This window comes from Paenibacillus sp. Root444D2 (genome assembly GCF_001426375.1).
Taxonomy (GTDB): domain Bacteria; phylum Bacillota; class Bacilli; order Paenibacillales; family NBRC-103111; genus Paenibacillus_E.
On the sequence record NZ_LMEO01000002.1, the window covers coordinates 182,833 to 206,985 of the forward strand.

22 protein-coding genes and 1 other annotated feature are annotated in these 24,153 nt (G+C 43.0%); of the genes, 4 read left to right on the plus strand and 18 right to left on the minus strand.

All coding sequences use genetic code 11. The features are described 5' to 3' along the window. Positions 1-11: 11 nt before the first annotated feature. From ypeB to ASD40_RS02925, 6 genes are all read right to left on the minus strand, one after another. Positions 12-1,385, minus strand: coding sequence for a germination protein YpeB (gene ypeB, locus ASD40_RS02900; RefSeq protein WP_057301830.1), 1,374 nt, complete (start codon positions 1,383-1,385; stop codon positions 12-14). A gap of 109 nt (positions 1,386-1,494) precedes the next feature. Beyond that, positions 1,495-1,650, minus strand: a complete 156-nt coding sequence (locus ASD40_RS37715; protein WP_162251192.1) for a hypothetical protein — start codon at positions 1,648-1,650, stop codon at positions 1,495-1,497. 69 nt (positions 1,651-1,719) lie between these two features. Next, complete coding sequence (gene prsW / locus ASD40_RS02905) at positions 1,720-2,415, minus strand: glutamic-type intramembrane protease PrsW (RefSeq protein ID WP_057301831.1); 696 nt, start codon at positions 2,413-2,415, stop codon at positions 1,720-1,722. 98 nt (positions 2,416-2,513) lie between these two features. After that, positions 2,514-4,016, minus strand: a complete 1,503-nt coding sequence (locus ASD40_RS02910; protein ID WP_057301832.1) for a DnaB-like helicase C-terminal domain-containing protein — start codon at positions 4,014-4,016, stop codon at positions 2,514-2,516. Between the two features lie 130 nt (positions 4,017-4,146). Further along, positions 4,147-4,752, minus strand: a complete 606-nt coding sequence (locus tag ASD40_RS02915) for a genetic competence negative regulator (RefSeq protein ID WP_029192986.1) — start codon at positions 4,750-4,752, stop codon at positions 4,147-4,149. Positions 4,753-4,999: 247 nt separating this feature from the next. After that, positions 5,000-5,311: a hypothetical protein gene (locus ASD40_RS02925; RefSeq protein WP_057301834.1), complete on the minus strand. Its 312-nt coding sequence runs from the start codon at positions 5,309-5,311 to the stop codon at positions 5,000-5,002. Positions 5,312-5,477: 166 nt separating this feature from the next. Here ASD40_RS02925 and ASD40_RS02930 point away from each other — a divergent pair, with 166 nt between their 5' ends. Next, complete coding sequence (locus ASD40_RS02930) at positions 5,478-6,323, plus strand: polysaccharide deacetylase family protein (RefSeq protein ID WP_057301835.1); 846 nt, start codon at positions 5,478-5,480, stop codon at positions 6,321-6,323. A 56-nt stretch (positions 6,324-6,379) separates the two neighbouring features. On the opposite strand, the gene ASD40_RS02935 is transcribed toward ASD40_RS02930, so the two are convergent. Both ASD40_RS02935 and ASD40_RS02945 read right to left on the minus strand, forming a co-directional pair. Beyond that, positions 6,380-8,035, minus strand: a complete 1,656-nt coding sequence (locus ASD40_RS02935; protein WP_057301836.1) for a stalk domain-containing protein — start codon at positions 8,033-8,035, stop codon at positions 6,380-6,382. A gap of 316 nt (positions 8,036-8,351) precedes the next feature. After that, positions 8,352-8,960: a CPBP family intramembrane glutamic endopeptidase gene (locus ASD40_RS02945; protein WP_057301838.1), complete on the minus strand. Its 609-nt coding sequence runs from the start codon at positions 8,958-8,960 to the stop codon at positions 8,352-8,354. A gap of 91 nt (positions 8,961-9,051) precedes the next feature. Here ASD40_RS02945 and ASD40_RS02950 point away from each other — a divergent pair, with 91 nt between their 5' ends. Continuing rightward, positions 9,052-9,972 carry a hypothetical protein gene (locus tag ASD40_RS02950; RefSeq protein ID WP_057301839.1) on the plus strand — a complete coding sequence of 307 codons (921 nt, stop codon included), beginning with the start codon at positions 9,052-9,054 and terminating at the stop codon, positions 9,970-9,972. A gap of 38 nt (positions 9,973-10,010) precedes the next feature. On the opposite strand, the gene ASD40_RS02955 is transcribed toward ASD40_RS02950, so the two are convergent. Continuing rightward, positions 10,011-10,292 carry a rhodanese-like domain-containing protein gene (locus ASD40_RS02955; RefSeq protein WP_235549143.1) on the minus strand — a complete coding sequence of 94 codons (282 nt, stop codon included), beginning with the start codon at positions 10,290-10,292 and terminating at the stop codon, positions 10,011-10,013. A 283-nt stretch (positions 10,293-10,575) separates the two neighbouring features. Continuing rightward, positions 10,576-10,807, plus strand: a binding site (T-box leader). Positions 10,808-10,881: 74 nt separating this feature from the next. On the opposite strand from ASD40_RS02955, the gene serA reads away from it, so the two are divergent. After that, the gene (gene serA / locus ASD40_RS02960; RefSeq protein WP_057301841.1) at positions 10,882-12,462 is read left to right on the plus strand and encodes a phosphoglycerate dehydrogenase; all 1,581 of its coding nucleotides are present in this window, start codon (positions 10,882-10,884) and stop codon (positions 12,460-12,462) included. A gap of 139 nt (positions 12,463-12,601) precedes the next feature. Here the strand turns inward: serA and ASD40_RS02965 are convergent, their stop codons facing one another. The 9 genes from ASD40_RS02965 to ASD40_RS03005 form a co-directional block, all read right to left on the minus strand. Continuing rightward, entirely contained in the window at positions 12,602-14,485 is a 1,884-nt protein-coding gene (locus ASD40_RS02965; protein WP_057301842.1) for an ATP-binding protein, read from the minus strand. Position 14,486: 1 nt separating this feature from the next. Beyond that, positions 14,487-15,200, minus strand: a complete 714-nt coding sequence (locus tag ASD40_RS02970; RefSeq protein WP_029192975.1) for a response regulator transcription factor — start codon at positions 15,198-15,200, stop codon at positions 14,487-14,489. Between the two features lie 37 nt (positions 15,201-15,237). After that, a complete protein-coding gene (gene ccsA / locus ASD40_RS02975) occupies positions 15,238-16,497 on the minus strand; it encodes a cytochrome c biogenesis protein CcsA (RefSeq protein ID WP_057301843.1) in 1,260 nt (419 codons plus the stop codon). Continuing rightward, positions 16,494-18,155, minus strand: coding sequence for a cytochrome c biogenesis protein ResB (resB, locus tag ASD40_RS02980; RefSeq protein WP_057301844.1), 1,662 nt, complete (start codon positions 18,153-18,155; stop codon positions 16,494-16,496). Before resB ends, ccsA begins: the two co-directional genes overlap by 4 nt. A 35-nt stretch (positions 18,156-18,190) precedes the next feature. Next, positions 18,191-18,724 carry a redoxin domain-containing protein gene (locus ASD40_RS02985; protein ID WP_057301845.1) on the minus strand — a complete coding sequence of 178 codons (534 nt, stop codon included), beginning with the start codon at positions 18,722-18,724 and terminating at the stop codon, positions 18,191-18,193. A gap of 84 nt (positions 18,725-18,808) precedes the next feature. Continuing rightward, complete coding sequence (locus ASD40_RS02990; RefSeq protein ID WP_047674099.1) at positions 18,809-19,555, minus strand: pseudouridine synthase; 747 nt, start codon at positions 19,553-19,555, stop codon at positions 18,809-18,811. A 106-nt stretch (positions 19,556-19,661) separates the two neighbouring features. After that, entirely contained in the window at positions 19,662-20,195 is a 534-nt protein-coding gene (locus tag ASD40_RS02995) for a spore maturation protein (RefSeq protein WP_057301846.1), read from the minus strand. Between the two features lie 6 nt (positions 20,196-20,201). Continuing rightward, entirely contained in the window at positions 20,202-20,801 is a 600-nt protein-coding gene (locus ASD40_RS03000) for a nucleoside recognition domain-containing protein (RefSeq protein ID WP_057301847.1), read from the minus strand. A gap of 102 nt (positions 20,802-20,903) precedes the next feature. After that, positions 20,904-22,097, minus strand: coding sequence for a D-alanyl-D-alanine carboxypeptidase family protein (locus ASD40_RS03005; RefSeq protein WP_057301848.1), 1,194 nt, complete (start codon positions 22,095-22,097; stop codon positions 20,904-20,906). A 269-nt stretch (positions 22,098-22,366) separates the two neighbouring features. Here ASD40_RS03005 and ASD40_RS03010 point away from each other — a divergent pair, with 269 nt between their 5' ends. Continuing rightward, positions 22,367-23,662 carry an ArsB/NhaD family transporter gene (locus ASD40_RS03010; protein ID WP_057301849.1) on the plus strand — a complete coding sequence of 432 codons (1,296 nt, stop codon included), beginning with the start codon at positions 22,367-22,369 and terminating at the stop codon, positions 23,660-23,662. Positions 23,663-24,153: the final 491 nt, after the last annotated feature.

Here is a 24,153-nt window from a genome sequence, read left to right on the forward strand (position 1 = left end):
CTTCTCAATGATTATTTCTTTGCGTCAGCTGCTGCTTCAGCCTGTTCAGGGCGAATGGTCTCAATTTTCTCTTCCATCCCATTATCACTATTCATATAAACACGATAAATATTGTTGTTCATCTTCCCGATAAATTCATGGCAAAGCACTTCTTCATCTAATTCATTTTTGATAATCGCCAAAGACTCGCCAGTCACTTCCATTTTCGGGCTAAGCTGCTTACGTGCTTCGGCTGCAGTTATTTTTGGCTGACCAACCGTTCGCTGTTTTTGACCAAATATATAGTCTGTTGCCTGCACACCTATAACTTCAAGAGTATCTAAAGCTACTTTAACACTAATTTGCTGAGGATAAATCGTGACATCCTTTTCTCGCTTAGCGAAAATAATGTTAGCGATATTCTGATACTGATCATAGCTAACTGCGCTCATATCTTTGTATTCATGTTGATCCAAGAACTCATTCGCAATATCTCGCGCATGTCTAAGATCAAATTTAGATTCTTTTACGGTTCGCGGCTTCATAAAATAAATGAGCTGACCGCCTTTTTTGGTGAAATCCATCTGAATATCATTTTCACTGCCGTTTCCGCCTGGAACTACAACGCTAAAACTTTGGTATTCTGGCGCATTACTACCATTCTCAACGACTTTCATAGCGGTTGTATCACTCTGTCCCAGAAATTGCGCCGCTTTTTGTTTAATTTGATCAGCCGTCATGTCATTCCCGGACAAAGTGCTAACATCATTTTTGGAAAAAATGGTTAAATTCCCAGGTCCCCAGTTTAATTCCTCATAGGCTCCGACTTTTTTGTCAACGGTAGAAAAGCCATCAATGATCGCATTATCATGTGTTTCATTTTCAGAAGCTAAAGCGACCTCAACGTCCATCCAACGCAAGTTTTTGGACAAAACCTTCTCCTGAACACCGCGTATTTCCTTCGTTATCTCAGAGGAATGATCGTAGAGCGCGTTCAATGTTTTTATTTCTTGCTCATTTAGAGGCTGCTTCGTCATATCACGTACGGACATTCGGTATGAGAAATTAGCCATATTAGCTAAGAAATCTTCCGTTTTGTTGAATGGCAGCAGTGTTAGCGGTAGCTGCGTAATATCACTTTGCGCTTGGCTAGTCAGCCGCCATACATTCACCAGTCCCTTTCGGTAAGAAGGCTCCGAGGTTGCGTTAACAGCCAACGTATTACCAAGCTCTGTATGGAGCTTATCCACATGGAAGGAAAGATCATGGAACGCACGTTGATATTGATTCTCTGCTTTGATCAAAATCGTATTCTTCTCCTGGTGTTCCAAATATCCCCACACTGAAGCACCAATCAATGCAATCAAGAGGAATGGAAACATGACAATACTTAATCTTTTATACACGCGACTGCTCCTTTCGTACCCAAACTTGCGCTTAGTTTTTACGTGGGGAGACAGGTTTATACAGGAATGACAACAAAAAGAGGCCAATTCTTAAAAGAATGGCCTCACGCTAATCATCCGTCTCTACTTCAAAGTCTTGCTCATTGCTGCAAATGCACTGACGGAATCCCGTTTCAATTTTCCCTTTTTCTTTCTTGCCTTTCAGCACAAACTTCTCGCCGCATAACCGGCAGCGGATCTTTACTTTGACTCTTGTCGTGGACATGTACACCCTCCCGGTAGTTCCGGGCTTACAGCCAGGAATTGCCATCTATACTGTCCATTATGACCTATTTTAGCTCACTTTAATCTTCTCATCTGCTGTCACAATGCGCAGCGGGGAATGAGCATTGGCACGGTCAACCCGCCAAATCGTGCGAATCCATAGAAAAGACATGACTGGAATCATGATCCAAACCCAGTTCGTTTTGAAAATAAGCAAAATATAATCAAACAATCCATGCCACAAAATAGGCAGCAACAAGGAAATCCATAAATACCTTTGCGCTTTGTGCGGAATGAATTTAGCCTTACCCAAATAGTACCCCATCATGACACCGAACAATGCATGCGCAGAAACTGGCAGCAGAGCGCGAATCATCAGAGCAGAGAAAGACGAGGCATTAAGGAAAGCATAAATGATATTTTCCAAAGTCGCATAACCTAAGCTTACGGCCACCGCATACACAATTCCGTCATAGGGTTCATCGAAGGCTTCATGCCTAAAGATCAAATGATAGAGGATGAACCATTTCAAAAACTCTTCAATGCCACCAGATAGGAAAAAGGCCGAGATAAACGTCCCCTTTCCAAACTCTTCAATCAACGCATTCTGCAGTACCATCGTAGGGTATACAAGCAGAACACCAAACAAGAACATTCGAATAACTAAATGAATCGGTTCCGTTTCGTATCGGTCCTTCAAATAAAAGTACGTTAGCAATGAGAGACCTGGTGCTATGGCTGCCATAATAACCGGCAGAATTTGCAAATGCAGCTCCCCCTTTTCGTTCAATACCATGTAGAACCATTAAGCGATTCCTTGCGTAATATGAACATTATAGCATTTTTAAATGACTTTTCTATGTCTTATTCAGTGAACAACGCACGATCATTATGGAAAATGAGTGGGATATTCCCTGTTGTCCCATTTCGATTCTTCTTCAAAACAAGCGATATGGACTGCTGTTGATCCTCTTCTGTTTCATTAGGCTGCATAATCATGACCACATCCGCTGAAGCTTGCACATTATCAGGCACGTTATCTTGGCCAAGCTCTAAAGCGGTAGCAGCGATAATAGGACAATTCCATTCTCTGGACCATTGTTTAAGCGTATAAGCGATAGCTGCTTGCTGCTGCTCCCAAGTTAGAGGAGTTACCCCTTTAGCTGCTGGAATACGCTGCAAATGGTCAATGAAAATCACAGGCTCTTTGCCAACAACAACCGCAATCCGTTCAATGGAAGCAGCTACTTGATCAAGCGTTGTATCCATCGTACACTCAAGCATCCAGAGCATTTTACTTATTTTCACATACTGCTTGTTAGCTTCCGCTACCTGTTCGGGGTCAACTTTGCCCCCGAGCACTTTCTGTGGTGCTATCCCAATAATCCTTGCAATGCTGCGTGCCCATAATTCGAAGTTCGTCATATCCCATGATACAAAAATGACCGGATTCTGCTGAAAAGCAAGTTCATCGGCTATTTGTTTAAGCAGCATGCTCTTGCCAATGGAGCCTGAACCTGCGAGTAAATACAAGCCATTCCCAAAGCCGCCGAAAAGTAAATGGTCCAGCTTAGCAAAGCCAGTGCGGATACTAGCCACTTGACCGCGGAACCGCTTCATATATTCTTCTAAATAAACGGTGCTATTTTTGATATCTGGGGCTACAGGGACGAGCCTTGTTTCATCAACGGTTTGATTCACTAGTGCAAGAAAAGTTTCAATCGGATTCTGAGCTCTAATGAACAAATCGTTAATATCTCGAATGGTTTCAGGTAAATTTATAATGTACGTCTCATTGCCCTGTTCCCTTAATAAGGCCTCTATACGAGTAGAATCCCTTCTTCCGGTCTCATCATTCCCCATGCAAATATAAACCCGTTTACCAGCAAATAATGACATATGTTGTTCTTTAAACATACCGTTATCAGGTACGCAAACAGCTGGCATTTTGGCTTGAGATAACGTTAGGACATCGAAAATCCCATTGCAAAGAACAACCTCATCCGAATCTTCAAGCGCTGAGTAATTAAATAGATACTGATCTAAACCATACAAGGGTTTATATTTCGGTTCCCTATTATCTATCGAGCGTCCGATTAAGTCGACAATTTCGCCGTCGTAGTTCCGAATAGGAACAATAACTCTATGCTCGAAGTAATCACCTAGCTGGTTCTGATTAACATAGAATCCTATCTTGCCAATTTCAAAACCGATACGGTACTGTATAACCGTTTCTTCTGTTATCCCTCTTTTTTGTAAATAGAAATAAGCCTCCTCGCGGAGCTGTTTTTGGTAGTAGGCCAATAACCCGTCCAAATCAACAGCAGCAAGAGTAGGCGCCAGTCGTTTGCGATCTATGCTAGTCATCCAGGTCTCCCCCATTATCTCTTCTCTACGTTGATAAATGATCACGATTAACTAACAAAACAAGCATCCACAAAAACGATCGTTTTTGAAAATGCTTGTTTCATTCTTCATCAAAAAGTAAGGAATGGCCTTATTTGAAATGGCGGCAGAGAACTTTAACTGCATCATCTGCAATGATTGTCTTTCCATACTCTTCAAGCACAGCTTGTGTAACGGAAGCGGCTTCACCGAATTCGGATAAGACAGCAATTAAAGCCTGGTATTTCGTCTCTTCGAGGTCAACAGGCTCGAGTTGTAAAATATATTTCCCTTTGTATGAATAAAGGGTACCGCCTTCCATGAGAAGGGGATTAATTACTTTGGATACACGCACTAGGTCTTCAAAATCACGGAAAGCATAGGAGACTAAATCGCTTTGTTCAAGCGTTACTTCCATTTCATACACTTCTTCAGCTTCGTGATCGTCATATGCATCTGAGTTTGCATACAAATCAAGCTTACCTCTGGTCACAATAACAACCATTCCTTGTGCCGGAAGTGCAAACACCTCAACAGCAAGCGGGCCGGACGGGTCAAATCCGAGCTCTGAATAGGCTTGATCCATCATTTCACTAAATAATTCGTGTACTTTGGGAATTTCTCTCCACATGTCGTCCTTTTGAATACCGCGTTCAGTTAAGTCATCGAATGTTAGGAAAATCCGTATCTTATCCTGACTTAAGCGTTCTATTTTCATGATAGGATCCTCCTTTGAGCTTTCCGACAGGAAAGCTTGCATCGAAAGCATGGTCATCTTATTAAAACAGAATATGATAAAAAAACAAAAAGGTGAACCTTTGAGAACGAAAATGGACATGCATCTTGCTTTCGTTTTCACCTATCATGTTAACATTAATTGCGTGCAATTGCACGCGCAAGTTATGTATAAAAAGAAAAGCACAGCCGGCGCCTTGGGTAGGCCAGACTGCGCTTAACACTTACGTTCATTGGATAGTCGAAGAGCTTTCTTTATTTTCACGCATGATTTCATTGACAGTTGCTTTCAAATGAGGATCTTCTTTCACAATTTTTTCAACTTGATTCAGGCCATTTGAGTTTGAAGTCGAGAAGTTTTTGGCTGCCGAATTTCCAAATGATTTGTTCACAAACGAGTCCTTTGCTTTATCAACAACTTTACCCATCGATTCACTGGACGAGCTGAATGCTGAGAACAACATTGACTTACTCTTACGATTGAGATATATGACCGCCGCCGCACCGGCAATACCGCCGAGCAAAAATGTACCTATTTTCATTGGGTCTCCCTCCATGTCAAGTAGTATGAATCCTTCATAGGTTGTGCGAGTTTCTAAGAGGGCATACGTTAAGACGAGAGGAAAACAAAGGAGATATGTTATCTGTGAAATGTGGTACTATAGGAAATGACCTACAAGTATAAAGACCTGAGGAGAACGAAGGATAATGAACAAAAAAGCCTGTGTAATAATGATGAGTGTCATGATCTTATTAGCTGCCTGCAGTGCGAACCAAACAAAAATAAGTCCAATCGAAACAACGAGCTCTACACCGGCGGCTGTCGCCACAATTATACCGAGTCCTGTACCTTCGGCAACACCGGTTCCAACTCCTGTCCCAGCAGTGACAACGCCTGCTCCAGAAGTTGTCAAAAAAGAATATCATATGAACAAAAATTATGATATTGTCCCAAACGATCCCAATGGAAATAAAAAGATCGTCCTTTTAACCTTTGATGACGGTCCTAAAGAACAAGCCATGAATCAGGCGTTAATCGACATTCTAAAAAAACATAATGCCAAGGCCATTTTCTTCTTGAATGGATACCGAATCAAACAAAAGCCCGAACTTGTCAAACTCATTCATGACAGTGGTAATCCCATTGGTAATCACGCTTGGGACCACGATAACATGAAAAGCATGACAAATGAAAAGATTGACCAGCAAGTGGATGATGTCCAAAAAATAGTAAAAGAATTAACAGGCAAACCGCCTGAATTTTTCCGACCTCCATTTGGTTCGGGCAATGATTATTTGAAAGCTAAAGTGAAAGACAATAAGATGCTGTATATGACATGGTCTAACGGTTCGTTAGACTGGGATATGACCAATAAAAATAACGATTCCGGTAAAGTGATCGAAAATGTGATGAAACAATTGCGTGGCGGTAGTAATATTTTGATGCACGAGCTGCCTTGGACAATTAAAGCCTTAGACACACTTCTTACCCAACTTGAGGAAAAAGGATATTCTTTCGTAGATCCGAATGCCATTGAGCTGGAAATGAAATGATTAAAGAGCCTTGCAGTTCTACACATCAGGTGTCGATTCTGCAAGGCTCTATTTTATTAATAATTAATATTCACTGTTCTTGTACTTTCCTCATAGGTCACTTTCGCTCCAAGAGTTTCAGCTAGCAGCCGGACAGGAATCATCGTTGTTTCATGAATGAGTTTAGCAGCTGATTCTGTCATATGCTCTACACCATTCAAACTATACGCATTTCGGTTCGTATAAAAAATAATCGTCTTGTCTTTCTTTTTGTAAACAGCAGCTTTCTGGTTATCGTCCCATTCAACTGTTGCACCTAATGCCGCGGCTAGGTCTCTAATGTAAAGGTATGAAGTCCCAGCTTGAATATATGGTTTTTGCTTCATTGGATAAGGAATTAAATCAAGCAGATACTTGTCCTCGTTTAATCCAAATGAAACTAAATGATTACGGTTTAGCCCGAAATTAGCCATTTGCAGCGAGTAAGCAACAGCATCCTTATGAAGTTTAATCACACCAACACCAACCCGAGGTTCTGTGCGGAATGTCCATTCTTTCGAATAAGGTCTTGTACTTCCATCTTCCATGATTGCTGTCAATTTGATTTTGGCTTTATAGGTTGTATCTAATTCCAACGGTTTCGAAGGCATCACGATTACTTCCGTATCCAGATGATCATCTTTACCTGGCTCGTTCTTCAGTAGTGACACGGAGATTCCGCTCTCGTCTTTTAACTCTGCTTCATCCAAACTTACCTTCTTTACTCCGGGACCGTTTAAGGAAGCCATGATCGGATAGCCAACCGGATATTCAGCTCCTGCATGCAGGCGTATTGGATCAGGAGTCTCATGGCCATCAAAAAGGGTTGGCACATACACATCACTATTTCCTGGAGAAACGACTAATTCTGGTGCAATCCCGTCTGAGAAACCAAATTCAATAACATGATAATCGCCATCTCGAAACACACCGATTTCCACGAGTCCTGGCACCATGAATGGCGAACGATGATAGGGAGCATCAAAAAGACTATCTATAGCTTCAACTAAGGAAACCCGATTATAAGCTACATCCTCACTGCTTGAACGCGAGTAACCGATAAATTGTACCCGTTCTCTTAATGACTTGCCGATATATCCAGGTAATGCTGGGTCCTCATCATGCAAAGAAACAGATGTCCGAATAGGATCGATTTTATTGCTGGATAAATACTGCGCATGCTTCTGGGCCGCTGTATTCAAAGCATTACTGAATTTGACCTTTGACAGCCCCAATTTCGTCCGATAATCATTGATCGCCCGAAGACCGTCCTCCTGCTCTTTGCTCGTTTCAGACGTTAACGAAACCGCACCTTTAATAACTGTAAATTTCCAATTAATTGAAATAGGTTGATAGCCATTAAAAGACAGCACTAAACGAGCATTATAGTTCCCAGGCAGTAAATCAGCCGTAGGACGATATACAAATTTTACGGAAACGGGATCGTAGCTAACATTTAATTCCTTATCGTTTAAATAAAAATGATAGCTTTCCGGCGTTTTTCCTTCACTAAGCTCAAGCGTTACTCCAATGTCTGGACGCAAGAGTCCAACATCGCCTTGCGGATAAGACAAACTTCCATAAGATAGAGCATAGGTTGGTTTCGCTGACCAAAAGATACTTGAAAATAATACAAATATAATAGCAATTAATTTCACATGAAACATCCATCTAGATTCGTGGTTCGTCAACATAATCGCTGCATCCTCCTGTTAAAAAAAATGTGGTAAAAAATGAAAGAAACTATGAATCTATCATAGCTTCTTCACTTCTTTCACACAACTTAGGTATATTGGTATATTTTATTCGTCTACGAATAATATTTAATTCCCCAAACCGTTAAACTACCCACAAGAATAATGAATAGCCACAGTAAAGTTAGATAGAATATACGCGTCCACTTTCCTCGTTCAGAGGGATGCACAGCATTACGCGGCGGTAAATACGTATCGTCTTCCTTTACCTCTATTGGCCTCCGATCAGACCTTAAAGGTGATCTTCCCCCTACACTCATGTGCCCTGTTCTTCCTCCTTGCTGTATCGAAGTATGCAGCCCATTACAAAATCAATGATAAAATGAGCGATTATCGGAGTCCATAGACTCCCAGTTTGAAGGTAAATCCATCCCAGACCATAGCTTATACTGAAAACCATTCCTGTCATTAACCAATGCTGCAAATACCGAATATGGATCGCTGCAAACAAGATACTAGTCCAATAAGGCCCCCATGCATACTGAATCGCTCCTCGAAACAGCACTTCTTCACAGATTGCAACGATGAGAGAAATCAAAGCGATATGCCATACAGGGCGATTCCCGAATAACATTTGATTAATTCCGCCGTCGTCTGACACTTCCTTGGGCACCCACCTTGAAATCAAAACATCGACCCCGAGAACAAGTAGAGCAAACAAACTTCCCCAAATGAGAATCTTCCAGCCCCCATGAATGGTAAACATCGAAAGAATCTTGTGATTGCTCTGAAAAAACAAGATGATAATACCGATAATAAGCGTAAGCAGTTGGGTTATGTAAAGATTGAGCAATAGTGTCCGGTCATTCAATTCATTCAAATCAACTTTCCCGAAGCGAATGTTCTTAAAATCAAATTTTTTCAAGGAAGCAGCCTCATTTCCTCACATATTCCCTTTTATAGCTATTTCCCCTATACTAAGTTAAAAGAAAAAGAGAGAATAAGGAGCTTTAATTATGGATAAACGTCTTACCCGCACTGATTATTTATTCGCCCTCATGTTTATCTTTATGCTTGTTTGTATACTTGGCGCCTTTTTCTATGGATTAAGAGTCGGCCAAGAGAAATCAGATCAAAAATACGATAAAATCTTACACGCCGATAAGGCTGTCGTTCCGGAAATTGGAGCCTACGACCAACAAGTACTCGTTTCATATTACCATACCATCTTTTTGCCCTTTAGGGAATTTCAGAATAAATGGTTCGAATTGATGAGTCAAATCGAACTAGGCAACTCTACCGTCGATGCTTCTGCCGTACTTAAGGAGTTGTACAAGCTAGCGGATGAGAAGTATAATGAGCTGCAAAGAAAGAGCATGCCAGCTTCATCACCTCTGCTTGTGCAGTCTCATCAAGGTTATCTCAAAAGCCTGAAGCTTTTTGCTGATACGTTAAAAAGTTATCAGAACAAGGCCAACGGACTTACTAGCTCACAACTGCTCGATGGCATTCAGAAGGATGCCTACTTCCTAGAAGCGAAAACACAGGCATTGACGGCTCAGAAAAATTATTTCGATTCCATCGTTGCTTGGAACGGAACGATCGATCACGATATTGAAAATTTCGACCCAAACAATGATGCCAATTTGGATCAATGGCGTGCAATGAACATTAATGTCAAAAATCATTACATAACAGCCAAATTACTTAAAAATAAAGCTTTTGCTCCTTTTTACCCACAGGATTTGACGATACGTATTGATGAATTCATTGCCTCAGGTCAAGCTAAGAAAATGAACGTGAACGATGTCAATCAAACGATGGATCTGCTGTTAAGTACAAATGCCGTTCGGCCTGGAGACTTTGTCAAAGGGAAATCAAAGTGGTATGCCAACGAGCTGCTTCCACAGCTTCCCTTTTTCTCAGATGTGAATTGAATCAAAAGCCGGGCGCAGATGCGCTCGGCTTTTCTCATTTAATCATATTGGAAACCGCGAAGCATGGCGACCGCTGCCATCCCTCCATCTACATTAATAACCCGGTCAAATCCGTTCGCAAGCAAATACTCAGCAACGCGATAGCTGCGTACACCATGTGCGCAAACGAGATAAATATCACGATCCTCTGGCAGTTCACCTAGCCGATGAGGGAATTGCTGCATCGGAATAAGCTGTGCTTCTTCCATATGATAATACTCCCACTCCTGAAGTTCCCTTACGTCGATAATGAGGCTATCTTTCAGTTCCTGTTGATCCAATGCTTCTAGAAATTTATTGGGATGAATACTCGTTATGTCGATGTTGGCACTTCCTTCCTTACTTGCTGCAAGAGCAATATCTATTTAACGAGTACAATAGCGAAAATCAGGCTAAAATACAAGTGAAATGGCATTGCTTTCTAAGCGTGCTTGCTTTAAAATAAACGAAAAGCTTTGGAAAATCAGTCGTTCAAATAACAATTATGACTTTCATGTGAAATTGATTCGACATGTATTGACACGATTTCAAACGCATGTTAATCTAATGAAAATTCTATATCACAGTACAGCGTTGACGGAGCCAAGCAAGTAAAGTAGCTTTCAGAGAACCGATGGTAGGTGCGAATCGGTAGCGAACATTTTGCGGAGCACTCCAGAGTTATTGCATTGAATGAAGTAGATGCAATCGGGATAGGAACACGTTATAGTTCCAGGTCGCAAGACCAATTGAGGCTTCCCGTGCGAATGGGCAGCGAACTAGGGTGGTACCACGAAAGCAATCTCTCGTCCCTTTGGCTACAGACATACGTGTCTGTACCTGAGGGTTGGGAGTTTTTTTTATGTTCATATTCTAAGGAGGGTTCGAATTATGTACAAAGTTCTAGTATCCGATCCAATTAGTGACATGGGAATTCAAATGCTTTACGATGCAGCCGATGTTGAAGTGGTTAAGCAATCTGGTTTATCCGAAGATGAGCTCATTGCCATCATCGGTGAGTATGATGCGCTTCTAGTTCGCAGCCAAACGAAAGTTACAGAGAAAATCATGAATGCCGCAACGAAGCTAAAGGTTATCGGCCGCGCTGGTGTTGGTGTAGATAATATTGATTTGGAAGCAGCAACAAAACGCGGTATTATCGTCATCAACGCACCGGACGGAAATACGATTGCAACTTGTGAGCTTACATTTGCCATGATGATGTCAACAGCACGTATGATCCCGCAAGCCTACAAGAAAACAGTCGGCGGCGAATGGGATCGGAAATTTATCGGTGTTGAGCTTCGCAACAAAACGCTCGGTATTCTCGGTATGGGACGTATCGGCAGCGAAGTAGCCAAACGGGCTAAAGTATTCGGCATGGAAGTCATCGGGTATGACCCTTTCTTGACAGAAGAACGCGCTGAGAAAATTGGCGTTAAGCTTGGTACCGTCAATGAAATTGTTGCAAAAGCAGATTTTATCACGGTTCATACACCTCTCACGCCAGAAACGCGTCACCTTATCTCCAAACCGCAATTCGATATTATGAAAAAAGGTATGCGCCTTATCAACTGTGCACGCGGCGGTATTATTGATGAAATGGCGATGGTTGAAGCGATTGATCAAGGAATTGTAGCCGGAGCTGCTTTTGACGTATTCGAAGTAGAGCCACCACAAAAGGATCACCCATTCTTGAACAACCCTAAAATCATAGTAACCCCTCATCTTGGTGCGTCTACAATTGAAGCTCAAGAAAACGTAGCGATTGACGTTTCTGAAGAAGTCCTTCATATCCTGCGTAATGAACCATTCAAAAATGCTGTTAACTTACCGCCTGTGCCAGCTAATGTATTGAATAAACTTCAACCATATTTTGGGCTCGGCGAAAAAATCGGTTCCATTCTTGGTCAAATCGCACAAGGCGCTGTTTATGAAATCGTTGTAAACTATGCAGGTGATTTGATTGATGTGGATACAAGTCAATTAACACGCTATATCGTAAAAGGTGTGTTCGAGAACCAACTAGAATCTATTAATATCGTGAACGCCATGCACTTAGCTAAATCACGTGATGTGAATATCGTTGTTCAAACGTCAAACACATCCAACAGTTTTACAAATCTTGTTACAGTTACAGTAAAAACGAAGCAAGAAGAGAAAACACTTGCCGGTACTTTACTAGCTGGCTACGGAGAACGAATTGTTCGTATCGATCAATATCCAGTTGATTTCGCTGCAGAAGGTAACCTGTTGTTGATTTCCCACAACGACAAACCAGGTATTATTGGCCGTGTTGGTACGCTTCTAGGAAGCAATAATGTGAACATTGCAACGATGCAAGTAGGGCGTAAAGTTATTGGCGGCTCGGCAATCATGGTTCTAACCATTGATAAATCTGCTCCTGTAGAAGTACTGGCAGACCTTGCAACACAAGCCGAAATCGTGAATGTTCGTGCACTTACGGTATAACCTAATAGCGATTAGGTAACAAAGTGTTTCACGAACAACAAGATTTTGTCTGAATATTCTACAAATTTAAAGGCGTTTGCTGTGAGTTTTCTCAGCAAACGCCTCTTTTTATGTCGAAATTCGTTATTTTAAACCTTATTTAGGGCTCACAAGGTAAAAGCAAAGTAAAGGTAGTTCCCTGTCCCAAAGCACTCTGTACATTCACACTACCGTGATGTGAATCTATGATGTTTTTCACGATGGCGAGTCCAAGCCCTGTACCACCTGAAGAACCGCGCGTTCGAGCCTTATCCGCCTTGTAGAACCGTTCAAATATGAACGGCAGGTCGTCGGAAGGAATCCCCTGCCCCTCGTCGGAGATCTCAATGCGGATCGCCGGCCGATCCTTGTAGACGGCGGTTTCTGCCTTAATGGCAATACGTGCCCCAGAGGCCGTATGCCGAAATGCATTGTCGAGCAGATTCGTCAACACCTGCTCAAGCCGATCCTCATCCCCCCGTCCAAGGATGAGGGGCTCCTCAGGCAGCGCAGCGCTTAGCGTGATGCCGCGCTCTTTGGCCAGCACCGCGAATTTGCGGTGCATGCGTCTTACCAGGGAGTCGAATTCGACCTCCCTGAAGACCAGCTCGAGATGGCCGGCTTCCATCCGCGCCAGATCTAGCAGGTCACGGACGAGGCGCCCCATGCGGAGCGACTCGTCGTGAATGACCTGCACCAGCTCCACGCGCTCCTCCGGCGTGGAGGGGATGTCATCCAGCAGGGCTTCGCTATAGCCCTGCAGCATCGAGAGCGGCGTGCGCAGCTCGTGCGACACGTTCGCTACGAAGTCCTTGCGCAGCTTATCGAGACGTTCCTCCTCCGTGACATCACGGAGGACGGCCACAGCGCCGCGCACTTGATCGCTCGTGTATAACGGTGTCATCGCGACGGACCACACACCGTTTTGCACATGAAGCTTCGTAGCAGCTTCCGACGATTCGTCCACGACCGCTTCAAACAGCGGAATCAGCGGCACAGGAATCGGACTCGAGTAAGGATTGCTGTAGCTCATTAATCCCCAATCTCCGAGCGCTGTATCCGGTTTGCGGAAGCGTCTCGTCTCCTCATCATCCTCTGACCATTCAATCGTGCTCCACTCCTGCACAATCTTCTCACCTTGCGGATTGGTCAGCATGACAGATCCATTCGCATCGAGCGTGATGACCGCATCGGTCATGCTTCGCAAAATACTGGATAAATGCTCTTTTTCCTGGCTAAGGGCTCTGATGCTTTCCTGCATCTTCTCGCCCATGTGGTTAAACGTTTTGGCGAGCTCGCCTATTTCATCCTTGGACTGAATAGGAACACGGGTACCATATTCCCCCATGGTGATTAAATCTGCTGCTTTCTTCAACTGCTGAAGCGGTCTAGTAATTCGGGAGAACAAGAAGAACGCGAAGAAAGTCGTCATAAGGAAGCCCACTATGGACACATAGATAAACAATCTCAACATGTAAGACTGAGTTGCTTCTAACGATTGTAGAGATTGATACAGCAGCGTAGCACCAACAGTGGTACCTTGAAGATTTCTTAGCGGTACGACAACAACGAGGTACTCAGCCCCTGCTTTAAACCGACCTGTAGCCGACTGATTGACTTGTTTCCATATTGTCTGACCTGCGAATACTTGTCGAAGCTCCGCTTCCTTATAAAAGTCAGTCACATGGAAACTGGCTAATTCGCTCCCTTGTGTTGATGGAATAACCATTTCCTTCATATCGGTGGAGATTACCAGCATTCTTGCATCTTGGAAGCTTAGCAGTTCATTACTCAATTGATAAAACTGCTCATCAAACATGTGATGCGAAGCTTCTTCCGAGAATTTAACAGCGATATTCTTCAGGGTTTTCGTTTGATCATTCGCTTGAGCGAAATAATTTTCCATGTAATTGACAAGAAAAAGACCTAGTATGAGCAGTACAACCCCAACTAGGCCGATAATTGTTAACCAGAGCTTACCTACGACACTTCTGAAAATAAACACGTTATTTGGGCACCTCTAGCTTATAGCCTACTCCCCATACGGTCGTGATCATTGCCGCTGCATCCGGGGATACTTTGTTTAATTTTTCACGGAGTCTTTTTACATGGGTATCTACGGTTCGTAGGTCTCCAAAAAATTCATAATTCCAAACATCCTTAAGTAATTCTTCACGAGAGAACACTTTATCCGGAGATACTGCCAAATAGTGCAGCAGCTCATATTCTTTCGGAGTCAAAGCTACTTCCTGTCCACCAGCGGTTACCCGATGTGCATCATGTTCGATGATAAGGTTAGGAAATACAATATTGTTGCTCGAACTCGCATCCTTGGACAAGTAAGCTGTCGCCGAAGAACGACGAAGAATCGCTTTAACCCGGTAGATGACCTCGCGAGGTGAGAAAGGTTTGACGACGTAGTCATCTGCTCCAACTTCAAATCCGCTAACTCGGTTCGTCTCTTCGCCTTTGGCTGTCAGCATAATGACAGGCGTGGACTTCACTTGACGAAGTCTTGCGCAAACTTCTATCCCATCAATACCTGGCAGCATCACATCGAGCAGCACTAAGTCATAGTCCGTTTCTGTGGCCATCCGCAGCGCTGTTTCACCGTCTTCTGCTTCTTCAATGATATAGCCCTCTTTTTCCAAATACATTCTGAGAAGTCGACGAATGCGTTCTTCATCATCAACTACGAGTATGCTAGCTTTCATTTCCATGGAGCTTCACATCCTTATCTAATTAAGTTCGAATGATTTATACACCTGCATAGGAGTGAAGACCTGCAATGACAAGGTTCACACCCACTAATGTAAACATAACAACAATAAATCCAATAACAGTCAACCAAGCTGATTTCTTACCTTGCCAGCCCTTAGAGAGACGAAGATGTAAAAACACCGCATAGAACAACCAAGTAATTAAGGCCCAAACTTCTTTGGGATCCCAACCCCAGAAACGGCCCCATGCTTCTTGAGCCCAAATCATCGCAAAAATCAATGCGCCTAATGTGAAAATCGGATAGCCGATCGCAATGGCACGATAGCTGATTTCATCCAAATCTTCCGGGTCCATTCCTTTGACGATGGGTCCAATAGCTGCTCCAATTGGCTTACGCGCAACAACACGTGCGAGTCCATAGAGCAGAAGACCTCCAAGTATCGACCAAATGACCGTATTCAACTTACGCCCTGCACTTGCGCCTTCCATCCAAGATGGAGCTGTGAATAAAGGTTCCGACATGCCCAAGAACGACTTCATTTCTACAAGCTTCGTATCATATGGCTTCACAATTGGAGGCAATACATAAGTTTCGTTTTGAATGTTCGTTTCTTGTTGGCCTTGTGCATTGGTCGTGATGACTTCTTTGGAGAATACGGCTTTATAGCCCGAACCATTAAATGTAAAGATGGAAGCAATGAAGGCGATTAACATCAGAATGAAAAAGATCGTAAGTTCCACACCTCTTTGTTCACGCTTATCCACTTTGGATGTGCCTTTGTAGTCGACTGCTCGAAGCAAATACATCAGTCCACCGGCAAAGCCGACTCCGAAGAAAGCTTCTCCCGTAGCAGCGGTTGTTACGTGGATCTTGAGCCAGTAACTTTGCAACGCTGGAATTAAGGGTTGTACTTCACTTGGGAAAACAGAAGCATAAGCAATGATGATAAAGCCAATGGGTAATGCGAATACGCCAAGGACAGGTGTGCGATAAATGAGATACACGATCAAGAAAGCAAACATGATCATCATACCTAGAAAGGTCATGAATTCGTACATATTCGATGTCGGGATATGATTACCTTCCGCCCATCTGGTAAAAAAGAAAGTTACGTGACACGCAAATCCAACTAATGAAGCAACGAAAGCAACAAAACCCCAACGCTTCGTATGTTGTTCGGGGTCACGGTTACTCCATTTCCTACCGGTTATCGAGAGGACAAACAATAGAAATGCAACGAGGTAAACGAAAAAAGCTATAAGTAAAAAGGTGCTGCTCAGTGAGTTAACATTCACCCCTGGTCTCCTCCAATATCTAATGATTTCGGTAAAACTTCTATACCGTTCTTCTTGAGTGCTGCTGCTACTTCATTCCGAAGTCCAAACCAATTCTTGTTCGTATGACCGCCTAACGTTAGCTTACCGTTATCAATTCGAATCCAGATACGGCGATGCTGCCAATAGAAGCCCATAATCACACCAATCATGAATATAGCAGATCCTACCCAAATATACGGCATAGCCTTGTCTACGCGAATATTCAGATAGGTTGTATAATTGGCAAATTGAACACCTTCCATAGAGCCGACTGCAAGTTTCAGCTTCTGGCTAATCGGGCCGTTAATTGTATCTTGTGAGAACGTTTCTTTATCTATTTGTCTTGGAAAGTACAAGTAAGGTACACCGTTAGCTGCTAGATCTGGACCTGTGATGCTAAATATAAATGCAGGTGCCTTGGGCTCATTCGACTTGCTAATGGGTTGTCCCTTTTCCAGACCAAACTCGGGGAAATACCCTTTCAGCGTCAGCTTATAGGGACCTACTTGATATTCATCCTTAGGATTATTCATCGGCAAATCAAAGCTTCCATAAGACTCACCTGTAGCAGGATTGCTAAGTGTGGGCTTCACGGAGATGAGCATTGGTGTTGATTTATAATCGAATTGATAAGCTTGTAGGCCTTTGTAATCAAGTGGATGATTCACAATAATGTTTTGTTTGTGTACTTCGGTAAGTACCGGTTCTTTGGATGAATCGTCACAATTCGCTGAACAATGATACAAAACTGCCTGGGTTTCATAGGTTTTCGGGACAATTTGTCCTTTAGCCTTAATACTTTCTGGCAAATCTTTCTCGTCATACAGCTCCAACGTGAACTTTTCATTTTTGATGAAATAGGAAGTGTGAGGGATTGCCTTGGTTTCCCCTTCCAGAATACCCATGTACTCATCCATATGCCAGCCTGGAATGCTTCTCATTAACACACCGATCAGAAAAATAATAAGACCAATATGATTGATATAGGGGCCCCAGCGGCTAAAACGGTATTTCTCAGCTAATAGCGCTGTTCCATCTGTATGTACACGATAATTTTTTTTACGCAAAAGCGCACCAAGCTTATTTGTCCATGCTTCCTCATCCGTTCCCGGCGGCAGTTCGGTGACAAGTGTCACTTTCTGTCTCGTGAGAAAATTCAAGTGTTTGCGAATCTGCTGCTTAGATAGCGCGCGATATAATGGTAACACCCGATCTAAACTACAAATGACTAGGGATGTTCCTATCATAAATAGCAGCGTAATGAACCACCACGAACTAAACGTGTGGGAGAAGCCAAGAAAGTGATAAATGGTCCCGAGTGTACCATAGTTTTGCGAATAATACTGAGCAGGATCCATATCTAAGAACGTATTTTCTTGTGGAAAAATAGTGCCGACGGCAGATGCGACGACCGTCCAAATAATGATCCATACAGCTATTTTAACCGAGGAAAAGAAATTCCAGACTTTATCCAGCAAAGAAGGGTTAGATTTCTGAGAGCGACGGGCCATACCGTCGTATCGCATTTCCAGTATATCTCTGCCCTCCGTGTCAATCAGCGGATTACCACAAGATTCACAAAGCGTAGTGCCTGTGGGATTCTGATGCCCGCAATCGCATTTGGTGTTGTAGAACATGATGACCTCCTGAAAACTTTAAGCGTTCATTCATTTTAAGACTTGTCAACCAACTTAGCGATCGATTCATCGATAAAAGACTCCGTCATCTGACCAATTTTTTTCACGGCCACTTTACCGTCAGCACCAATAAAGAAGGTTGTCGGATAATCCATGACGCCATATTGCTTACGTACGACTTCTTTGGCATCCAGGAGTACAGGCATATTCAACTTATACTGATCCATAAAGCTTTGCACCGTTACTTTATTCTTATCAACATTGACCTCTAAGAAAACCACGCCTTCTTTGCTCCATTTATCATATTGCTTTTGGAGTGCAGGCATTTCTTCTTTGCACGGCGGGCAAAAGGTTCCCCAGAAATTAACCAAAACCGGTTTGCCTTTATACTCCGATAATTCATGTGTTTTACCATCTAATCCGACTAAGGAGAAATTCGTCGCTTTGTCGCCTGTTTGGGGATACTTCTTGCTGTCAGAAGCCGACAAATTGGTAATAATGGTAAACACGCCAATAATAAGCACGACCGCAAAAATCCCAATCTGTACCCATTTCTTATTTGGACCCACGTATAATCACCTTCGCTTTTTTTAACAATGTTAGTTTTTTCACATAGGTTTATTCTTTTATTATAACGAAAAGAAGGCCAATTCTTATTGGCCTTTTTGAACGTTATGTGTCTTGAGAGCTTCGTTCCTAAGCTCCTCAACCTCTTTAGGCGTCAAGTGACGATACTTAGCTCTTGGCAGGCCAGTTAAAAAGATTGGACCGAATTTAATTCGTTTTAATTTGATCACAGGGAAAGAAATTGCCTCGAACATACGTCTGACTTGTCGATTCCTGCCCTCGTAGATCGTAATTTGAATAATGGACTCATTCTTCTCCATATTCACATCCGCATATTCAACCTCAGCCGGAGCCGTCATGCCATCCTCTAACTGTATACCCGTTTTTAGCTTGTCTAATAACGTTCCGTGCGGTACCCCTTTTACAGTAGCTTGATAGGTTTTGGGAACATGATGTTTAGGATGCGTGAGTAAATGGGCAAATTCACCGTCATTTGTCAAAAGGAGTAACCCTTCTGTATCATAATCCAATCGTCCGACCGGATAAACGCGTTCTCTAATCCCAGGCAAGAAGTCCGTTACTACTTTACGTCCCTCTGGGTCCGTAGCACTTGTAATAACACCTTTGGGCTTATTCAAAATCACATAGATCTTCTTTTGTTGACCAATAGCACGTCCATCAACTCTAATTTCATCTTCTTCCGTGTTTACTTTAACGCCAAGCGTGGTGACGACTTCACCGTTCACTTGAACACGTCCTGCTGTGATAATTTCCTCACATTTCCGGCGGGATGCGATCCCCGCTTCGGCTAATACTTTTTGCAGTCTTTCCATGATCCGCTTTCACCTCAAGCTAATGATAACGGAGTTCCATGTAAATCTCAAGAGCAAGACATATTGAGTCTGTTATTCAGTTGCAAGGCACGATGGAATAATCATTTTAAGTGAATACCAAAAAGCAGATGATGATGGAAGCAATGAAGCCGACTAAGTCAGAAATAAGCCCTACTTTTAGCGCATAACCAGCCTTCCGAATGCCGATAGCGCCAAAATATACCGTAATCACATATAAAGTCGTATCTGTGCTCCCTTGAACCGTCGAAGCAATGCGGCCAATCATGGAATCTGGGCCAAACTGCTCGATAAGATCCGTTGTAAAAGCTAGCGAACCCGCTCCAGTAATCGGACGCAGGATGGCCAAAGGCAGCACTTCGGTTGGAACTCCGATGCTTTCAAAGAATGGACGCATCCAGCCGATTAATAAATCCATCGCACCTGAGGCACGGAAGACAGATATCGCTACCATCATACCTACTAGATGAGGGATGATTTTGATAGCTGTATCAAAGCCCTCTTTAGCTCCGTCAACAAACGATTCGTAAACAGGCACCTTTCGATACGCCGCGTATAAAGGAATGAAGACGATCATGATAGGGATTGCCCATGCTGAGATGAGCGAAACGAAGGCATACATTCGTAATCATCCTTTCAAAGGAGGGATGGGTGAGCGTGACCTTCGATACCATCGATCCACAAAAATAGCCGCGGCCGTCGAAATGACAGTGGCAATTAGCGTTGTGCCAACGATTTCCGCAGGATTCAAAGAATTGTAATTCATTCGAATGGCAATTAACGTCGTAGGAATAAGTGTAATGCTTGAAGTGTTAAGTGCTAAAAGTGTACACATAGCTGTGCTAGCCGTGTCTTTATCGGGATTCAGCTTCTGCAGCTCCTGCATCGCCTTAATTCCCATAGGTGTAGCCGCGTTCCCAAGACCAAGAATATTGGCACTCATGTTGGACATGATGTAGCCGATGGCTGGGTGATTCTTAGGAACACTAGGGAATAAGAAACGAACCGCCGGCTGCAATAATCTCGCAAGTTTGCTAAGAAGACCAGCATCTTCGGCTATCCGCATCATTCCCATCCAAAAGACTAGCACGCTAATGAGTCCAAAGCAGACCGTAACTCCGCTCTTAGCACCATCAAAAGCTGCTTGTGTGACTGTTTCCACATTCCCATTCAATGCCGCCACGCCGAACCCAACGACAATAAAAAACAACCAGATCCAATTCACCATATCGAATGGCCTCCTTAGAGTTTTGCTTTAGCAAAACTGGCATCGTGAGATTAACCTTGAGTTTTGCTTCAGCAGAACTAGCATCGTAAGCATAAGCTTAATCTAATCAGCCCATTGTGGTTCCGAGACTGTAAACAGGCTCTGTATTAATAATCTACAAATATATCCGTAGTGTGAAAGCCATGTATCTTGATACGCATTACTTTCTTTAAAGGAGAAAGTGGACTGACTGGTCGCTTGCAGTAATGGACTTGTTGAATCATAGATGGGTACGGTTTGAATTAATTTCTGGTTGAGTGAAAATTGCAGCGTCCCTCGTTCTGCTAACCGGTATTCCATAGAAGCTGGATCGACTAGTGCCACTTTGCGAGTCAATTGTGCAGCTTCACCTTCAGCTAATGGATAAAAGAACGTCCTCCCCGCAACCCAAGGAGTGCCCTCAACGGCATCGCCCTTCTTGACAATCGTTTGTAACGGATAATATTTAAAACCATATTGAAGTAACCGAGCATGATCCCCCCAATCATCCGGATCATTAAGCGTAACAACGGCAAGATGCTGGCCGTCTCTTGTGGCTGATGAGACCAAGCAGCGCTTGGCAAGCTTCGTATAACCTGTTTTCACACCGTCAGCGCCTTCAAAGAGAGACAGCATCTTATTCTTATTAAGCCATGAGTAGTCCCAGGCTTCATTTGGGTTCGGTACTTTCTTGATTTTCGTGGAAACAATGTCTTGAAATACGGGATTTTTTAGCGCATAAGCCGTCAGCTTAGCCATATCGTTCGGACTGGAGCGATGACCTTCTCCCTCATCGAGGCCCGAGGGATTGGTGAAATGCGAGTGTTCCATACCGAGCATCTTGGCCTTCTCATTCATCAAATAGACGAAGCCTTCCACACTTCCTCCAATATGCTCGGCGATTGCGGTTGCTGCATCATTTCCGGAGCGCATCATAAGACCATACAGCATGTCGTGCAGACGCATTTCTTCGCCAAGCTTTAGATAAATGGAAGAACCTTCTTTGCCGAACGCATTTTTACTAACCTTGACTTTATCCGTCAATTTGCCTTGTTCAATCGCAATGATTGCTGTCATAATTTTGGTCAAGCTGGCTATTCGCATAGGCGTGTCCCCTTTTTCACTATAGAGGATACGGCCTGACTCCACATCAATAAGGGAAGCACCCACTGCATTCGTATGGATGCCAGGCGGTGCTGCCTCCACTTGTCCAAATGGCGCCAAAAGTAAACTAATGATCGCGCCCCATAATAGGATAAACCTGACTCTTATCTTCATCGTTTTCCCCCTACACAAAAGAACTTGTACCTTATTTGACTAGACAAAACTTTGTACAAGTATATGCTTATGGAATGGGGATATGTCCAAGTCTTCTTATTTACAAAACAGAAATCAGTCCGTATAATGAGAAATAATTCAATACGGAGATCACCGGAGGAGCCTGTCACAGCAGGCTTCTTTTTGCGTTTTTTGGGGTTCTCCTGGAATATGGACATACTTAAACTTACAAAGTCAGTCAAGCTAAAGCTTACTGCGAGGAGGAAAATATGCTAACTTGGATTGCCTTGATTATTTTTATTGTGACTTATGCGCTCATTATTTCTGAGAAAGTGAATCGCGCGGTCATTGCCTTACTTGGCGCTGTGATCATGGTATTTGCTGGTATCCTAGATGTGCACAAAGTGTTTCAACAGTATATTGAATGGGAGACCATCACTCTTCTTATTGGCATGATGATTCTCGTAGGAATTACGAATCAAACGGGTGTATTTCAATTCATCGCCATCCGCGCCGCGAAAGCTGTGAAGGGGGATCCCTTGCGAATTTTACTTGTGCTTTCTGTATTAACAGCAGTTGGCTCAGCCCTCTTAGATAACGTAACAACGGTTTTATTGGTCGTGCCTATCACAATTGCGATTACTCGGATACTAGAAATTAACCCCACCCCTTTCTTAATGTCTGAAATCATAGCTTCCAATATAGGAGGTACAGCTACACTCATTGGTGATCCTCCCAACATAATGATTGGATCTGCTAACCCGCATTTAACCTTTAATGCCTTTCTGCTCAATTTAGCGCCTATTACGATCCTTATTTTCGTTGTTTCCCTATTCATGCTGTATATGATGTATAGAAAGCAATTGAGGCCAAATCCTGCACTGCAAACTAAACTCTTAGAGCTGAATGAGCGCGAATATATCAAGGATAAGCTGCTCATGAAAAAATCTTTACTTATTTTATCACTGACTATTATCGGATTTATGCTTCATGCGATTATTCATGTTGATGCTGCAGTTATCGCTATAACGGGTGCTATTTTGCTCATGCTTTTCGGTCTCAAGGAACACGATGTGGAACAAGCTTTTGATTCTATTGAATGGGTAACGATTTTCTTTTTTGCAGGTCTTTTTAGCTTAGTGGGAGGTTTACAAGAGGTTGGATTAATTAAAGCTCTAGCCATGAAAGCTCTAGCTGTGACGGAAGGAGACATCACTACCGCTTCCTTATTAATTCTCTGGGGTTCTGGTATTGCATCCGCAACAATTGATAATATTCCATTCGTTGCTACGATGATCCCCTTAATTAAAGATATGGCTGAGGGGCTTGGACTTGCCGTTGATTCGGAGCCTATCAATATCCTATGGTGGTCGCTTGCTTTAGGGGCTTGTTTAGGAGGAAATGGCACAATTATCGGCGCTTCGGCCAATGTTATTGTTGCCGGACTCGCTGCCAAAGAAGGCAAGGGTTTCAGTTATATAGAATTTCTGAAGGTGGGTGCCCCTATAACCCTTGTGTCTCTGGCGTTGGCGCATGTTTATGTATATCTTCGTTATCTACTTTAGGGAATATGCATTTGTCAAGAAAGTCGACATAAAAGTCGGTTTCCGAGCAGCGACTATTACATGTAAATGAGCAGCTGTCGTTACCAATGTAGTATTTTCTGCAACAATCACACTCCCAAATGCTACCCAATTTCCTTCTATATTAAGTTGTCTTAAATCGGAGTCTTTTCTATGCTCACTTGATGTTGCCAGATGTATGGAACCATATTCGCGGTTGAATGATGTTGTAAAAAGTGCAACAATTTCTCCCTAAATCTCGCCTTTCCCCCTTCGTTGTTGCATAATGTACAACAATTTGGTCCTATATAGGCCATTTCGTAACAAATGGGTTCAAAATGTTGTACAAACTGCAACTTTAAGTTGCGAAATAGCCCTTTGGCTTGTGGATTCTATAAAGCCCCCTAATTAAGTTGGACACTTTTAGGCTAAGAAAATACAATGAAATTAGCCGGAGGTTGTTCGTATGAGGGTAAAGCATAGCAAGTTTGACG

Coding starts and splice junctions, on each gene's coding strand:
- ASD40_RS37715 (WP_162251192.1), bottom strand. CDS start 1,650: ATGTCCACGACAAGAGTCAAAGTAAAGATCCGCTGCCGGTTATGCGGC.
- ASD40_RS02910 (WP_057301832.1), bottom strand. CDS start 4,016: ATGACTAGCATAGATCGCAAACGACTGGCGCCTACTCTTGCTGCTGTT.
- ASD40_RS02915 (WP_029192986.1), bottom strand. CDS start 4,752: ATGAAAATAGAACGCTTAAGTCAGGATAAGATACGGATTTTCCTAACA.
- ASD40_RS02925 (WP_057301834.1), bottom strand. CDS start 5,311: ATGAAAATAGGTACATTTTTGCTCGGCGGTATTGCCGGTGCGGCGGCG.
- ASD40_RS02930 (WP_057301835.1), top strand. CDS start 5,478: ATGAACAAAAAAGCCTGTGTAATAATGATGAGTGTCATGATCTTATTA.
- ASD40_RS02935 (WP_057301836.1), bottom strand. CDS start 8,035: ATGTTGACGAACCACGAATCTAGATGGATGTTTCATGTGAAATTAATT.
- ASD40_RS02950 (WP_057301839.1), top strand. CDS start 9,052: ATGGATAAACGTCTTACCCGCACTGATTATTTATTCGCCCTCATGTTT.
- serA (WP_057301841.1), top strand. CDS start 10,882: ATGTACAAAGTTCTAGTATCCGATCCAATTAGTGACATGGGAATTCAA.
- ASD40_RS02970 (WP_029192975.1), bottom strand. CDS start 15,200: ATGGAAATGAAAGCTAGCATACTCGTAGTTGATGATGAAGAACGCATT.
- resB (WP_057301844.1), bottom strand. CDS start 18,155: ATGTTCTACAACACCAAATGCGATTGCGGGCATCAGAATCCCACAGGC.
- ASD40_RS02990 (WP_047674099.1), bottom strand. CDS start 19,555: ATGGAAAGACTGCAAAAAGTATTAGCCGAAGCGGGGATCGCATCCCGC.
- ASD40_RS02995 (WP_057301846.1), bottom strand. CDS start 20,195: ATGTATGCCTTCGTTTCGCTCATCTCAGCATGGGCAATCCCTATCATG.
- ASD40_RS03000 (WP_057301847.1), bottom strand. CDS start 20,801: ATGGTGAATTGGATCTGGTTGTTTTTTATTGTCGTTGGGTTCGGCGTG.
- ASD40_RS03005 (WP_057301848.1), bottom strand. CDS start 22,097: ATGAAGATAAGAGTCAGGTTTATCCTATTATGGGGCGCGATCATTAGT.
- ASD40_RS03010 (WP_057301849.1), top strand. CDS start 22,367: ATGCTAACTTGGATTGCCTTGATTATTTTTATTGTGACTTATGCGCTC.